The 14,969-nt window shown below is 68.9% G+C and carries 10 protein-coding genes; 8 read left to right on the forward strand and 2 right to left on the reverse strand.

All coding sequences use genetic code 11. The annotated features are described in order from the left end of the window. Nucleotides 1–153 precede the first annotated feature (153 nt). Together ACIQD6_RS11305 and ACIQD6_RS11310 are read right to left on the reverse strand one after the other, a co-directional pair. Complete coding sequence (locus ACIQD6_RS11305; RefSeq protein ID WP_401880834.1) at nt 154–1,803, reverse strand: trypsin-like serine protease; 1,650 nt, start codon at nt 1,801–1,803, stop codon at nt 154–156. A 110-nt stretch (nt 1,804–1,913) separates the two neighbouring features. Further along, nucleotides 1,914–2,429 (reverse strand): hypothetical protein, encoded by a 516-nt coding sequence (locus ACIQD6_RS11310; RefSeq protein WP_401880836.1) that lies wholly within the window; start codon nt 2,427–2,429, stop codon nt 1,914–1,916. Nucleotides 2,430–2,846: 417 nt separating this feature from the next. On the opposite strand from ACIQD6_RS11310, the gene ACIQD6_RS11315 reads away from it, so the two are divergent. From ACIQD6_RS11315 to ACIQD6_RS11350, 8 genes are all read left to right on the forward strand, one after another. Further along, a complete protein-coding gene (locus ACIQD6_RS11315) occupies nt 2,847–6,374 on the forward strand; it encodes a hypothetical protein (protein WP_401880838.1) in 3,528 nt (1,175 codons plus the stop codon). 55 nt (nt 6,375–6,429) lie between these two features. Continuing rightward, nucleotides 6,430–6,696: a hypothetical protein gene (locus ACIQD6_RS11320; protein WP_401880840.1), complete on the forward strand. Its 267-nt coding sequence runs from the start codon at nt 6,430–6,432 to the stop codon at nt 6,694–6,696. 381 nt (nt 6,697–7,077) lie between these two features. Continuing rightward, nucleotides 7,078–7,398, forward strand: a complete 321-nt coding sequence (rplU, locus tag ACIQD6_RS11325) for a 50S ribosomal protein L21 (protein WP_225017587.1) — start codon at nt 7,078–7,080, stop codon at nt 7,396–7,398. A 14-nt stretch (nt 7,399–7,412) separates the two neighbouring features. Next, on the forward strand, nt 7,413–7,667 hold the full coding sequence (gene rpmA / locus ACIQD6_RS11330; RefSeq protein ID WP_401880842.1) for a 50S ribosomal protein L27: 255 nt from the start codon (nt 7,413–7,415) through the stop codon (nt 7,665–7,667). Nucleotides 7,668–7,799: 132 nt separating this feature from the next. Beyond that, nucleotides 7,800–9,236, forward strand: a complete 1,437-nt coding sequence (obgE, locus tag ACIQD6_RS11335; RefSeq protein WP_401880843.1) for a GTPase ObgE — start codon at nt 7,800–7,802, stop codon at nt 9,234–9,236. 413 nt (nt 9,237–9,649) lie between these two features. Further along, entirely contained in the window at nt 9,650–11,161 is a 1,512-nt protein-coding gene (locus ACIQD6_RS11340; protein ID WP_401880844.1) for an SDR family NAD(P)-dependent oxidoreductase, read from the forward strand. 148 nt (nt 11,162–11,309) lie between these two features. Beyond that, nucleotides 11,310–13,469 (forward strand): hypothetical protein, encoded by a 2,160-nt coding sequence (locus ACIQD6_RS11345; RefSeq protein ID WP_401880846.1) that lies wholly within the window; start codon nt 11,310–11,312, stop codon nt 13,467–13,469. 208 nt (nt 13,470–13,677) lie between these two features. Beyond that, nucleotides 13,678–14,913, forward strand: a complete 1,236-nt coding sequence (locus ACIQD6_RS11350) for a glycosyltransferase family 2 protein (RefSeq protein WP_401880848.1) — start codon at nt 13,678–13,680, stop codon at nt 14,911–14,913. Nucleotides 14,914–14,969 lie beyond the last annotated feature (56 nt).

Consider the following 14,969-nt stretch of genomic DNA (forward strand, 5'->3'; position numbering starts at 1 on the left):
TCACAGCCCGCCCGGCCCCGTAACACCCCGCGCCCCCGCTGGGTGCCCGCCCCACCTGCCTGCCTCCCCCCCCCCCCCCCCCCCCGGGGGGGCCCCCCCCCCCCCGGGGGGGGGGCCCCCCCCCCGGCCCGTTTCCGTGAGGGGTGCGCGGCGTCAGCTGGTGCTGCCGGTGATCGCGGCCATGGTGGCGGTTCCGGGGTAGCCGGTGGGCTCGTCGGGGGCGTCCCAGGTGCCGTTGGAATGGCGGAGGCCGTGCCTGATCCTTCCGTCGGTCGACACGACGGCGGTCTGGAACTCGCCGTTCACGGCGGCCGCGTCCACGCTGACGGCCGGTGCGGGGTCGCCGAGTTTCCCGTTGAGGTTTCCGAAGGTGCTCCAGCTGCCGCCCGCTGCCCGGGTGGCGTGCTTCATGGCGCCGGTGGGGCTGGTGAGGACGATCTGGAGCTCGGCTCCGATGCCGGCGAAGGCCATTCCGTTGATCGAGTCGAGTCCGGTGGGCAGGTTGCTGATGCGGCCCCAGGAGTCGCTCCAGGTGCCGTCGGCCTGCCTGATGGCGTGGTACGCCTTGTTGTCGGCGACGACGCCGACGTGTGTCTCACCGCCCGATGTCTGCGAGGTGGTGACCTGGGTGGCGTTGCCCAGGACGCCCAACTTGGCTGTGACGTCGCCCCACTTGCTCCATTTCTCGTCGGGGTCCTGGGTCGCGTGGTAGATCCGGCCGTCGGCCAGGCCGATCAGGGCCAGGCCCTTTCCGGTGGAGGTGACCGCCAGGCGGGTGAGGCCGGGCTTGGCGCCGATCTCGGAGGTCAGGTCGCGGAAGGCTTCCCAGCCGCCTGTGGGGCGGCGGTTGGCCTGGTAGACGTGTCCGTCCCCGCCGACGGCGAAGACGTAGTTCTTGCCGGAGATGGCGGCGTCGGCGGCGAACTTCACGTCTTCGACGGTGCCGGCGACTTTCTGGACGTCGCCGAAGCCGGCCCAGTCGCCGTTGCTGTCACGCATGGAGTGGTAGAGGCCGCTGGTGGTCTTGGTGACCATCTGCAGCTTCCAGGCGGTCAGGGTGGAGGCGGTGGACTCCCTGATCCAGGTACGGATGTCGTCCACGCGGCCGGCGATCGCCCCGGTCCGGGTTTCCTTCGAGGCCAGGCAGCCGCCCTGCCACGACCTGCTGACGACGCTCACCAGTTCCAGGAGGCCGTCCTTCTCGCGGAACGTGGGTGCGCCGGTGTCCCCCTTGCAGAGGGGGGTTCCGTCGATGCTGACGGTGGTGTCCTGGACCTGTCCGGCGGTGAAGGCTCCGGTGTGGAGCTGGTCGGGGACCCAGGTGTCCTTGGTACGGCCGTATCCGGTGCCCTTGAGGCTCTCGCCCGCGACGGGTGCGGTGGTGGTCGGCCGCAGGGGCGCGATGCCGGGAACCGGGGTGGCGAGCTTGGCCAGGACCACGTCCCGGTCCTGACGGGGCACCAGGTGAACGATGTCCCGTACGTGTCCGGTCGTGCCGGTGAGATCGGTCCGGCCGATGGTCGCGGACGACTTGCGCGCGGGTGGCCCGGTGGGGAGCGACGTGGCCTCGGCCGGGTCGTCGGCGAAGCAGCTCGCGGCGGTGATCAGCCATTGGTTGTTGATGAGGGTGCCCGAGCAGGCCCGTACGCCACCGATGTCGATTTTCGCGGTGAAGGCGTGGACGCCGTCCGGGGCGGGATCGCCGCCCAGGGCCTGTGCCGACTGGCCGGCGAGGATCCCGGCGGTGACGAGGGCCGTGAGCAGTGCGGTGACCCGCGTGGCGCGCGGACGTCTGCTGGTCATGAGGAGCTTCCTAAGAACGGTGGTCGAAGGTCTGTGGTGGGCGTCGCCGCCGGTCACCACGCTCACCTGTCGGTGGTGGGACGAGTGGGGCACCGGGGTGTCCGAGCCGTTCATCCGGTGACGCGGAGTTCGACCAGGACCGCGTCGCCGCCGCCGGTGCCTTCGCCGACGCCCTGGAGCTTGTCCTTGGGGACGTTGACGGTCTGGGTCTTGCCCTGGGCGGTGAGGTCCGCGCTGATGGCACGGTCCGACGTCTGGAGGGCGAAGACATCGGGCACCTCCAGGGTGAGGTGGCCGGTCTTGGCCGTGGCCTGGAAGCAGAACATTCCCGCGCTGCTCTTGCGCGTCCAGACCTGGATCTGCTGCTGTGCCGGATCGCAGTCGGCGAGGAGAATCCGGCCGTCCCCTTTACGCAGCGTGATTCCCTTTTCTTCGAGGATTTTCTGCGCACCGGGGTATTCGAAGTCTTCGACGGCGAAAGGCGGAATGGTGTCGTCCGCCATCGCTTGCGCGGTGACTGTCGCCGGACCGGGCGAGGCCGCGCTCGCGAGCGTCGAGATTCCCGCGACGGCGGCGAAGGAGGCAATGAGGCCGGCGAACAGCAGCCTGCGTGCGCGAGGTATCACGGATGGAGCCCTTTCGGAAGTGTCCGGTGGTGCCGAGGTCGCATAAGCGGGAACCCGACCAATCGTCAGTAAAGCGCCGATGGAAAATAACCCTCCCGCCATTCGATCCGATACGTGATCTGTGTCACATGAGACGGATTTGATCTTTCCGTTTGGTGGAGTTATGCACGCTTATAGCGTCAGATGTCGACCTTCGCTGAATCGGGTGCATGGTGATAAAGCGGTGTTAATCGATATCGAGGGCCCGGTAAAATCAGTTATCTTCCAGACCATGCTTCGGTAATGTGGTTATGCTCGCGGCGCCGAAATTCGGCAGCTGGCAAAGGGAGTTGCCAGTGAGCGAGATAGGCCTGTTCTTTGAGACGAAGAAACAGCTTCCGGGGTGGGGGCGCGCGTGCTGTGCGCGCGTTGTTGTGCTTGAGTCTTTTGCCGCTGGCACTGATGCTCGGCTTGGTGGGTGCGCCACCGGTCGCAGCGTACGAGGGGCCGGACGACGAAGAAATAGTCAGCCCGATTCCCGCCACCGACCGTGGGCGGATCGTGGAGTTGTGGAAGTCCGGCGGCCCGGGGGTCAAGGCCCTGGCCGAGGCCGCGCTGACGGGCAGCGACGAGGACGTACGCCGTTTCCTGGACAGCGAGAAGGACCTCGCGGAACTGCAGGACGACCGTGTGGCCCTGGTGCAGCTCCACACGGTGGGCGGGCGGGGTGTCCAGGAGGCCGCGGAGACGGCACTGGCCGGGACCCCGGAGCAGCTTCGCGCCTTCCTGAGCGGCGGCTGGCAGGTTCCGCTGCAGCATGACCAGCGGGTGAGGGCCACTCAGCTCATCAGCTCCGGTGGTCCCGGTGTGCAGAAGGCCGGCCGCGATGCGTTGAACGGATCCATCGAGGACGTTCGCGCGTTCCTGACGCAGGGCCAGTACACCGCGCGTGACAACGACGACCGGGTGCTGCTCGTACAGATCATGAGCGCGGGCGGGCCCGCGGTGAAGGAGGCCGCCAAGGTCGCGGCGGCCGGTTCGGTCGAGGACATCCGGGAGTTCCTGGAAGTGGGCCAGCACGTGGCCCGTGCCCGGGACCAGGAGCGCTCCACCGTCGCGCAGCTCGCCGCACAGGCCCAGGAGGCCGGCAGGCAGGCCGCGAAGGAGACGGAGGCGGCCAAGGACGCCTCCGAACGGGCTGTCGCCGCGTCGAAGCTGGCCAAGGAGGCCGCGAAGAAGGCCGCCGCGGAGACCGAGGCGGCGAAGAACGACGCCGCCCGGGCGGCCGGTGCGGCGGGCCGTGCCGCGGACGCCGCCAAGGGCGCGGCACAGGCGGCTCAGCAGGCCATCGACGCGGCTCGCGCCGCCAACAGCTCGGCCCGTGTCGCGGCGAACGCGGCGGCCCAGGCGGCGTCGGCCGCGGCGGGCGCGGCCCAGGCCGCGTCGAAGGCGCGTGGCGCGGCGGCGGATGCCGCGACCGACGCGGCCCAGGCGGCGACGGCCCGTAAGGCGGCCGAAGGCGCACGCGCCGCCGCCAAGGGCGCCCGTCTGGCGGCCCAGGCGGCCGAGCAGGCGGGCGTCGCGGCGACGCAGGCCGGAGTCGCCGCAAAGTCGGCGGCGAGCGCGGGCTCGAACGCCGACGCCGCGGCCGACGCGGCGGAGGAGGCCAGTGGGTACGCCGACCAGGCGGGCGCCCAGTCGGCCGCCGCGCGGGCGGCGGCAGCTCAGGCCCGCCGGCACGCCGGGGAGGCCACCCGCGCCGCCAACGCCGCCGAATCGCTGGCACGCGAGTCCGCGGCAGCCGCCTACGAGGCGCGGGACGCGGCCAATTCCTCCGCCGAGCACGCCGAAGCGGCGGCGAAGGCGGCCGACCAGGCCGCGGAGCACGCGGGGGACGCGGCCAACGCGGCCAAGGAGTCCGACCTGCACGCGAAGGCCGCGAAGAAGGCGGCCGACAGCGCGACCGACGCGGTGGCCAAGGCCCGCAAGGTCCACGATGTGGCCCGCAAGATCGAGGCGGCGGAACTCGCCGCGCGGACCACGGCCGCGATCGAGCAGGCCAAGGATCTCAAGGCCAAGGAGGCCGAGGACAAGGCGGAAGCGGCTCGCGCCGCCAAGGAGGCCGAGGACCTCGACGCCGAGGCCGTACGCCTGGCAGCCGAGGCGGCGCAGCCGGACGCGGACACCGGGGAGGTCGCCGACAAGGGCCGCCGGGTGGCCCTGCTGGCGATGAAGACGCGAGGTCCGTGGAGCCGTACGGCGGCCGAGGTGGCCCTGGCCGGCGCGGACGACCAGGTCGTCGAGTACATACGTACCGGCTGGAAGGGCGCGGCGCAGGACGACGAGCGCGCCAGGGTCGAACGCCTGGCGGAGGACTCGGACTCGGAGAAGGTCCGCCTCGCCGCGGAGGAAGCTCTCGCGGGTGACGCCGCGCGGATCACGGAATTCCTGACGACCGGACAGCACCAGGCCGCCGCCAACGACTACCGCGTCCATGTGGTCCAGCTCATGGACGGTGCCGGCCCCGGGGTGAAGGAAGCCGCCCAGGCCGCTCTCAACTCCGGGTCCATCGACAAGCTGCGGGAGTTCATCACCACCGGTCAGCACATCGCCCGGAGCAACGACGAGCGGGTCACGGCCGTCCAGCTGATGACGGCCGGAGGGCCCGAGACGAAGGCCGCGGCGAGAATCGCGCTGGAGGGTCCGACCCAGCTCCTGCACGCCTTCATCACCTCCGGTCAGCACCAGGCCCAGCGCAAGGACCGACTGGCGACGACCCATGTGGCCCAGGTCCAGAAGCTCATCTCGGACGCCGCGGGCATCGCGGCCACCGCACAGCAGAACGCGGCGGAGGCCGCCAGGGTGGCGGCGATAGCCGGCCAGGCGGCTGCGGATGCCGAAAAGTACGCCCAGCAGGCCAAGGCGTCCGCCGCCGAGGCCAAGAACTACGCGGACCAGGCACGTCAGTCCGCCAAGGACGCCGAGGCGTCCGCGGCCCAGGCCGCGCAGTCGGCCAAGACCGCGCGAGCGGCCGAGGCCGATGCCCACCGCGCGTCCCGGGCCGCTCAGGTGTCCGCGTCGAACGCCGCGGTCTCCGCGTCGGCGGCGCGAGGCTCGGCGGACGTGGCATGGGCGGCGGCCGGCGCGGCACGGGCCTCCGCGATCGCCGCGGGCAAGGACGCCAAGGCGGCGGACCAGGCGGCGAAGGACGCGCTCGTCGCGACCACCGAGAAACTGCGGGAGGAAGCCGAGGCGGCACGCCGGAACGAGAGCGAGGAGGACCGGAAGGCCACCGCCGAACTTCAGGCACTGGAGGACGAATTCCTGGAGGCTGCGACGGAGGAAGAAACCACCGTCTGGTCCATGCTCGCCACCGGTGGTCACCTCGTCCTCGATGTCGCCGGTCTCATCCCTGTCGTCGGTGAGCCGGCCGACCTGATCAACTGCGGGTGGTACGGAGCCGAAGGTGACGCCCTCAATTCCGGCCTCTCCTGCGCTGCCGCCATTCCCATCCTCGGATGGGGCGCGACCGGTGGAAAGCTGGGCGTCAAGGGCATGGCCACCCTTGAGGCATATCTCAAGGGGCAGCGTGCGCTGGGGAAGCCGTCGCACATCTGGACCTACGGGAGTCCCAAGAAGGGGCCGGTCAAGACCGCCTTCAAGCACTACAAGAATCACGGGGCGGATTTCCCGGACGTCGGCAACGCGAAGCAGTACGTCGAAAAAGCCTGGCAATTTCTTCACAATCCCCCTTCGGGGGCGATGAAATCACCGAAGGGGTTCTGGAATTCGGATTCCGTGACCGTCTACGATCCTAAGACGAATACCCTCGGATTCATGGGGGCTACGGGATTGCCCCAGTCGTTCTACAAACCGAAGCCCTATGACGCGGTCACCAATCCCCGGGGGTACACGGAGGCTACGCTGCGGGAATACCTTGAGAAGCAAGGGATCAATCTCCCTTGACGAGTGGTCTCAAGGACGAGTGGTCTCAAGGGCGACTGGTCCGCAAGGAGGGGTATTGGGAGTCGATGATGTCGAGTATGTCTGCCGTGTGTGCGGTTACGACTACGTCGACCAGCCGGTCTGGAACTGCGGTGAGCCGAGCCACGACATCTGTGTGTGCTGCGATGTCGAGTTCGGCTACGGCGACACGATGCTCGAAGGAGTCCGGACCGTCCGGGCCCACTGGGAGAACGCGGGGTTCACATTCGACGACCCGGAGTTCCGTCCGGTGGACTGGGACCCGTACGCGCAGATGCGGAACATTCCGCCTCAGTGGCGCTGATCTGCCGGTGCCACCGGCCTGCCGGTGGCACGGATCGGGGACCGGCCGGGCGGCGGCGTCGTAGGGCGTGACGTGGAGCCCGCCGTACGGGAAGGGCGGGGCGCAGTGGCCCCGCCCTTCCCTTCCGGAGCCGGGAAACCGGTCCCGTCGGCGTCCGGCCGTCCGCGCGCACCCGGCCCGGTGGGCCGTGAGGCTGGTTTGACCCTCTGTACAGCGGCCCCGTACTCTAAACCTTCGGCGTGTTCCATGCGCGTCCACCCCTGAGCACCCACCTCCCGGATCTCCGGGAGAGGCCGCTCGTCCTCTCCGGATCATCACGGCCCCCGGGCCGTGTGAGCGGCTGGCATCAGGGGTTCCGTTCCGAGTGAGAGTGAGATCCGCGTGTACGCCATCGTGCGCAGCGGTGGTCGCCAGCACAAGGTTGCTGTCGGCGACATCGTTGAGGTTGACAAGATTTCCACCGCCAAGGTTGGCGACACGGTCGAGCTCTCGACCCTGCTCGTGGTTGACGGCGAAGCCGTCACCAGCGACCCGTGGGTGCTGGACGGCATCAAGGTCACGGCCGAGGTCGTGGACCATCACAAGGGCGCGAAGATCGACATCCTTCGCTACAAGAACAAGACCGGCTACCGCCGTCGCCAGGGTCACCGCCAGCAGTACACGGCGATCAAGGTCACCGGTATCCCCGCGGCTGCGAAGTAAGGGACTGAGGAGACATGGCACACAAGAAGGGCGCATCGTCCACCCGGAACGGGCGCGACTCGAATGCTCAGCGGCTCGGCGTGAAGCGCTTCGGCGGTCAGCTCGTCAACGCCGGTGAAATCCTCGTCCGCCAGCGCGGCACGCACTTCCACCCCGGCTCCGGCGTCGGCCGTGGCGGCGACGACACGCTGTTCGCGCTGAACGCGGGCTCGGTGGAGTTCGGCACCAGCCGCGGCCGCAAGGTCGTGAACATCGTTCCGGTCGCCTGATCATCCTGATCATCAGGTAGCCGTAGAGCGGTTTCTTCGCGAGGGCGGACCTCACTTCCCGGAGACGGGAAGCGGGTCCGCCTTTCGCGCGTTAGAGGTATGACATTTCCGTATGTACTGGAGGCAATCCCCATGACCACCTTCGTGGACCGCGTCGAGCTGCATGTCGCCGCGGGTAACGGAGGCCACGGCTGCGCCTCCGTACATCGTGAGAAGTTCAAGCCGCTCGGCGGACCCGACGGCGGCAACGGCGGCCGGGGCGGCGACGTCATCCTGGTCGTCGACCAGTCGGTGACCACGCTGCTCGACTATCACCACTCGCCGCACCGCAAGGCCACCAACGGCAAGCCCGGCGAGGGCGGCAACCGTTCCGGCAAGGACGGCCAGGACCTGGTCCTGCCGGTGCCGGACGGCACGGTCGTCCTTGACAAGCTGGGCAATGTCCTCGCCGACCTGGTCGGCGAGGGCACCACCTTCGTCGCCGCCGAGGGCGGCCGTGGCGGCCTCGGCAATGCCGCGCTGGCCTCGGCCCGCCGCAAGGCCCCCGGCTTCGCGCTGCTCGGCGTGCCCGGTACGGGCGGTGATGTCGTCCTGGAGCTCAAGACGGTCGCCGATGTGGCGCTCGTCGGCTACCCCAGCGCCGGCAAGTCCTCGCTGATCTCCGTACTCTCCGCGGCCAAGCCCAAGATCGCGGACTATCCCTTCACCACGCTGGTCCCCAACTTGGGCGTGGTCACGGCGGGTTCGACGGTCTACACGATCGCGGACGTCCCCGGTCTGATCCCGGGCGCCAGCCAGGGCCGCGGCCTCGGCCTCGAATTCCTGCGCCATGTCGAGCGGTGCTCGGTGCTCGTCCACGTCCTGGACACGGCCACGCTGGAGTCCGACCGTGACCCGGTCTCCGACCTCGATGTCATCGAGGAGGAGCTCAAGCAGTACGGCGGGCTGGACGACCGGCCGCGCATCGTCGTCCTCAACAAGATCGACATTCCGGACGGCCAGGATCTCGCCGACATCATCCGTCCCGACCTGGAGAAGCGCGGCTACCGCGTCTACGAGGCGTCCGCCGTGGCCCACATGGGGCTCAAGGAGCTCTCCTTCGCGCTCGCCGAGATCGTTGCCCAGGCCCGTGCCGACAAGCCGAAGGAGGAGGCGACCCGGATCGTCATCCGCCCGAAGGCCGTCGATGACGCGGGCTTCGCCGTCACGCTGGAGGACGGCGGTATCTACCGGGTACGCGGCGAGAAGCCGGAACGCTGGGTCCGCCAGACCGACTTCAGCAACGACGAGGCCGTCGGCTACCTCGCGGACCGGCTCAGCCGGCTCGGTGTCGAGGAGCAGTTGATGAAGGCCGGAGCCCACGCGGGCGACGCGGTGGCGATCGGGGCCGAGGACAACGCGGTCGTCTTCGACTGGGAGCCCACGGTGATGGCGGGTGCGGAGATGCTCGGCCGTCGCGGTGAGGACCACCGTATGGAAGCCCCGCGTCCGGCGGCCCAGCGCCGCAGGGACCGGGAGGGCGAACGGGACGACGCGGACCGGGAGTACGACGAGTTCGGCCCGTTCTGAGCGCTCGGCCCGTTCTGAGAGTTCCGTGTGTAAGTGTTGCGGCGATGTTCCCGGGTCCGGGGTCCTCTGAGAGCTGGCCCGGCCCGTGAACATCGCCGACGCGGGCGGTCATGGCTTTTCGCCGCGGCCGCCCGCTCCGTCATCCCCCACGCCACCGTCGTCCGGCGTCGCCGTAGGTGACCGCGACGAGGCGTTCCGTACGCTCTCATCTGGGACCCCCCGTGCTCTGAAGTGAAACTTATGTGGTCTCCTTCACGTACGACTCCCGGCCACGCCCCATTGGTGTGCTGGTCTTCGCAGGTGAATCAGGGGTTGCGAGCCGGTGTCGTCCGGTCGTGGTCCACCTTGCACGACGATTGCCGGGGGTGGGACCATCGCTGCATCCTCTGAGCCCGCAAGGTAGGTCAAGTCCTGTGTCTGCAACTCCCGCTTCCGTATCGTCCGCGAAGCCCCGCACCACCGCCGTCGTCCTGGCGGGTGGTACCGGTCAGCGTGTGGGCCTGTCGATCCCGAAGCAGCTGCTGAAGATCGCGGGAAAGGCGGTCATCGAGCACACGCTGTGGATTTTCGAGCAGGCCGAGTCGATCGACGATGTGATCGTGCTGATGGCCCCCGGCTTCGTGCCCGACGTGGAGAAGATCGTCGCGAAGGCCGGACTGACCAAGGTCAGCAAGGTCATCGAGGGCGGTCAGACCCGGAACGAGACCACCGAGCGTGCCATCGCCGCCCTGGGTGAGGGCCTGGCCGAGGGCGAGGACCGCAACGTCCTCTTCCACGACGCCGTCCGTCCGCTGCTGTCGCAGCGCGTGATCAAGGACTGCGTGGACGCGCTGGACCGCTACCAGGCGGTGGACGTGGCGATCCCGTCCGCGGACACGATCATCGTGACCCGTACGCACGGCGGCGACGGCGAGTTCATCACGGACGTCCCGGACCGGTCCCGGCTGCGGCGCGGCCAGACCCCGCAGGCGTTCAAGCTCTCCACCGTCCGCAAGGCGTACGAGGTCGCCGCGACCGACCCCAACTTCCAGGCCACCGACGACTGTTCCGTGGTGCTGAAGTACCTGCCGGACGTGCCGATCTATGTCGTCGCGGGCGACGAGTACAACATGAAGGTGACCCAGCCGGTCGACGTCTTCATCGCCGACAAGCTCTTCCAGCTGGCCACCGCCACCGCCCCGGAGCAGCCCTCCGCGGAGGCCTACCGTGAGCTGCTGACCGGCAAGACGCTGGTCGTCTTCGGCGGGTCGTACGGCATCGGCGCGGACATCGCGCAGCTCGCCGAGTCCTTCGGCGCCACGGTGTACGCGCTGGGCCGCTCCACCACCGGTACGCATGTGGAGAACCCGGAGCACGTGGACGACGCGCTGTCCCGCGCCTACGCCGAGACCGGCCGTATCGACTACGTCATCAACACGGCGGGCGTGCTGCGCATCGGCAAGCTGGCCGAGACGGACAACACCACCATTCAGGAAGCGCTGAACGTCAACTACCTGGCGCCGGTGCAGATCGCCCGCGCCTCGTACAAGTACCTGGTGGAGACCAAGGGCCAGCTGCTGCTGTACACCTCCAGCAGCTACACCCGCGGCCGCGCGGAGTACAGCCTGTACTCGTCCACCAAGGCCGCCATGGTGAATCTGACCCAGGCGCTCTCGGACGAATGGGCCGGTGAGGGAATCCGGGTGAACTGCGTGAATCCAGAGCGCACCGCCACTCCCATGCGCACCAAGGCATTCGGCCAGGAGCCCGAGGGTTCGCTGCTTTCCTCCGAGGCCGTCGCCAAGACCTCACTCGATGTGCTGCTTTCCGAGCTGACCGGCCACGTCATCGACGTACGGCAGCAGGACCCGACCCGGGGTGCCTCCGAGGCCTCCGGATTCGAGCAGGCGCTGGCGGCCGTTCTGGACCGTCAGGAAGATGTGTAATAATTCTCGACAATCTTGATAAGGGCCTCCGTGGTCGCCGCTGTGCGAACTACGGAGGCCCGAGTTCTTGAAAGTGTCTCTTCACACTTTCGTTGCAGGTCAACTCGTTGCAAGGTCAATTTCCGGCACGGTCTGGAGCAGGTTTTCCGTGATTTCGACAGCCATCCGCCTGGCCCGAGTGGGCAGCGGATCAGAGCTGGCAGCCGCACTTCTTCTGGGGCTGAGTTTCCCGTGCGTCATGCTCGCCGCGATACTTCCCAATATCTGGCTCTTCGCCGCCGCGGCGGCCGTGACCTATCTCGCGGACACGTTTCTGCATCGGCGCGGCAGCTATTTGGTCAACCGGCTCGCCAAGGTGCGGGCCGGCCTGTCGATCCGTTTCCTGATCCGGCAGATGCTGCTGGTGCTGCTGGTGGCGCGCTCGGGACTCGGTGAGGACCGGATCTTCTATGTGACCGTCATCGCGGTGCTGATGTTCTACGGGCTCCAGGCACCGCACGGCGCGATCGTCACCCTGCTCCGGCTGCGCCGCCGGCTGCCCGTGGTCACCCGCAACATCGACCTCGGCGCCATCCGGATCCCGGACGCCCCGCCGCGCAAGCTGCTCAACCGCTCCGCGGAGAAGATGCTCCACCTGGACGTCTTCGCCATGGTGGGCGTGATCGTCACGCTTCAGACCCGCGACAACATCTACGGCTTCGCGGGCCTGGGCCTCAGCCTGTTCCTCGCCGTCGGCTACATCGCCGCGCTGCTGCCGTACATGCGGCCGAGCCGGCTCGTACCCCCGGCCGACAAGGTGCTCGTGGCGGTCGACGAGTGGCTGGCCGAGTACCGGCCGACCGTGATGCTGTACTTCTCCGGCTCCAAGGAGTCCGCGTACCAGGTCAACATGTGGCTGGACACGATGGACAAGATGGAGGGCCGGCCGCTGATCGTCCTGCGCGAGCGGGCCATCGCGAACCAGCTGGCCCCGACGGCCGTGCCGGTGCTCTGCGTCCCGGGCGGCGTGCATCTGATGAACCTGGACCTGTCGAGCGTGCGGGTCGCGCTGTACGCGGCCAACGTCGGCAAGAACATCCACATGCTGCGCGTCCCGACCATGAAGCACGTCTTCATCGGGCACGGCGACAGCGACAAGCTGGCCAGCGTCAATCCGTACAGCAAGGCGTACGACGAGGTGTGGACGGCGGGCCGGGCCGGCCGCGACCGCTACGCGCTGGCCGACGTCGGTGTGCGGGACGAGGACATCGTCGAGGTGGGCCGCCCGCAGCTGGCCCCGATCGAGAAGGGGACCGGTTCGCCGAAGAACCCCGTCCCCACGGTGCTGTACGCCCCGACCTGGGAGGGCTGGGACGACAACCCCGGCAACACCTCGCTGCTGCTGGCCGGCGAGAACATCATCAAGCGGCTGCTCAACGCCGAGCAGCCGGTCCGTGTCCTCTACAAGCCGCATCCCTTCACCGGTACGCGCAGCGCCAAGGCGAAGGCCGTGCACGCGCGGATCATCTCGCTGGTCGAGAAGGCCGCCGCAGCCCGTACCACCGACGCCCGCTGGGCGAAGGAGGCGGCCGGGCTGCGCGAGGGGCAGAGCGCCGCGAGTGCCGAACTGGCCCGTATCCAGGCGCGGTTGAACGAGCTGTCGGGGGTGTCGGAGGGCGGCCGGGACGAGGCCGAGGCCTCGCGTGACGCCAAGGCGGACCCGGCGCGGCAGCTGGAGCTGGCGCGGCTGCGGAGCGAGTGGAACACCGCGTACTGGCGTTCCTTCCCCTGGTGGGAGCACCGGGTCATCAGCGGCGCCGAGCCCCGGCTGTACGACTGCTTCAACGAGTCGGACGCCATGGTCTCCGACATCTCCAGCGTGGTCTCGGACTTCATCGCGAGCGGCAAGCCGTACGCGGTCACCGACTCCGCCGAGCTGGGCGCCGAGGAGTTCAAGCGGCAGAACACCGCGGTGCGGGCCGCCGTGATCCTCTCCAACAGCGCCGAGGAACTGGGCCAGTTGCTCGCGGCGGTCGCCGATCCGTCCGCCGACCGGCTGGCGGATGACCGCCACGAGCTCAAGCGGTATCTGCTGGGTCCCGACGAGCCGACGTCGATAGAGCAGTTCAACGCGGCGGCGCGCGCGCTGGCCGTGAAGTCCGAGGCGCGCAACGTGGGCGTGGAAGAGCGCCTCGCGGAGCCCGCGGACGCACCGGCGCCGGACGATTCCGTACCGGCCGAACCGCGTGCGGAGGAAGGCCTGGAGACGTCCAAGGACGCGCGGACCGAGCCCGAGAACAACGACCTGGACTCGCCCGTGCGGGGCTGACGCCTCCCGGTCGGTACGGGGCTGGTCCACCGCCCGTACGCGACGGCTCACGACGGCCCGGCGGAGCGCTTCCGAGCGCTCCGCCGGGCCGTTTCGTTCGCATTCTGGCGGTATGGCGATACATTCATGTGACCGTCATCACAGGTCAGACGATCCCGGCAGGACAACCAATGCGCAGTATTGATTGTCTTAAAATCCGATGAACGATATGGCAGTTCCTGATGTGAGCGTGATTGTCGGGGCATACGAAGCGATGCCGTACTTGGTCCGCTGCCTGGAATCGGTGGAGTCGCAGTCCATGGCCCACCGCATCGAGATCGTCGCCATCGACGACGGCTCGACCGATGGCACGGGGGAATATCTGGAGGAGTTTGCCGCACGCACGACCATCCCGACCCGAGTGGTACGACAGGCCAACTCGGGCGGCCCCAGTGGACCGCGCAATGTGGGCCTCGGCCTGGCGCGGGGGCGTTACGTCTTCTTCCTGGACGCGGACGACTACTTCGCCGACGAGGCGCTGGAACGCATGGTGACCATGGCCGACCGCGCCGGTACGGATGTGGTGCTCGGCAAGGTCGAGGGCGTCAACAGGGGTGCGCCCAAGTCGATGTGGGGCCGGACCGCCGAGCGGGTCGACATCTACGACTCCCAGGTGATCTTCACGCTGAGCGCGCAGAAGCTCTTCCGGCGCGAGATGATCGAGCGGATCGGTCTCCGGTTCGACGAGGGGCTCAAGACCGGCGAGGACGCGCTCTTCACGATGGAGGCGTACGTCCGGGGCAACGGCGTCTCGGTGGTGGCCGGCTACACCTGCTACTACCTGGTCGGCCGTGACGACGGCAAGCAGGTGACGAAGAGCGGCAGTTACACGCTGCGGTTCGATTCCGCGACGGCCATGATGGGGCTCATCGAGGAACTGGTGCCGGCCGGCCCCAAGCGCGACCGGCTGATGGTCCGGCCCTTCACGGTCGGTCTGCTCCAGCAGTTCTCCCACGGGATCCTCAAGCAGTCCGAGATGGTCCAGGAGCACAAGATGGCGCTGGCCGCGCCGTTGATGGAGCGGTACTGGACCCCCGAGGTGGCGAAGCGCATCAAGGTCGCGGAGCGGCTGCGGCTGGACTGTGTCGCCCTGGGGCGGTTCGATCTGCTCAGGGAGACCCTGGAGTTCATCAAGGCCGGGACGAAGCCCGAGGTGGTCCGCCGCGGCCGCGCGCGCACGGCGTATCTCGCGTACCCGCACTTCGGGGACAAGCGGAGCGGACTGCGGGACGCCTCGTTCGAGGTGACCGTGCCGGACTGGGTGGGCAAGCCGGGGGAGGAGCGGATCGAGCCGCTCGCGGCCGTACGTGTGAGACGGTCGATCGCGCGTCGCCTGGTGCGGCGGCTGCGGTCGCGGGCCCAGGGGGCGACGGTACCGCGCGCGTCGGCCGCGGTGCCGAAGTAGGGCCTGTCGGCGCGGCCCGACCGCGCACCTGTTTCGTGAAGGGCACTCGGGGGGAT

Origin of the sequence: Streptomyces sp. NPDC088400, assembly GCF_044753355.1 — a bacterium.
Classification (GTDB): domain Bacteria; phylum Actinomycetota; class Actinomycetes; order Streptomycetales; family Streptomycetaceae; genus Streptomyces.

What these genes read in the sequence shown, in the direction of transcription:
- ACIQD6_RS11305 (WP_401880834.1), bottom strand. Translation starts at nt 1,803, where the DNA reads ATGACCAGCAGACGTCCGCGCGCCACGCGGGTCACCGCACTGCTCACG.
- rpmA (WP_401880842.1), top strand. Translation starts at nt 7,413, where the DNA reads ATGGCACACAAGAAGGGCGCATCGTCCACCCGGAACGGGCGCGACTCG.
- obgE (WP_401880843.1), top strand. Translation starts at nt 7,800, where the DNA reads ATGACCACCTTCGTGGACCGCGTCGAGCTGCATGTCGCCGCGGGTAAC.
- ACIQD6_RS11350 (WP_401880848.1), top strand. Translation starts at nt 13,678, where the DNA reads ATGGCAGTTCCTGATGTGAGCGTGATTGTCGGGGCATACGAAGCGATG.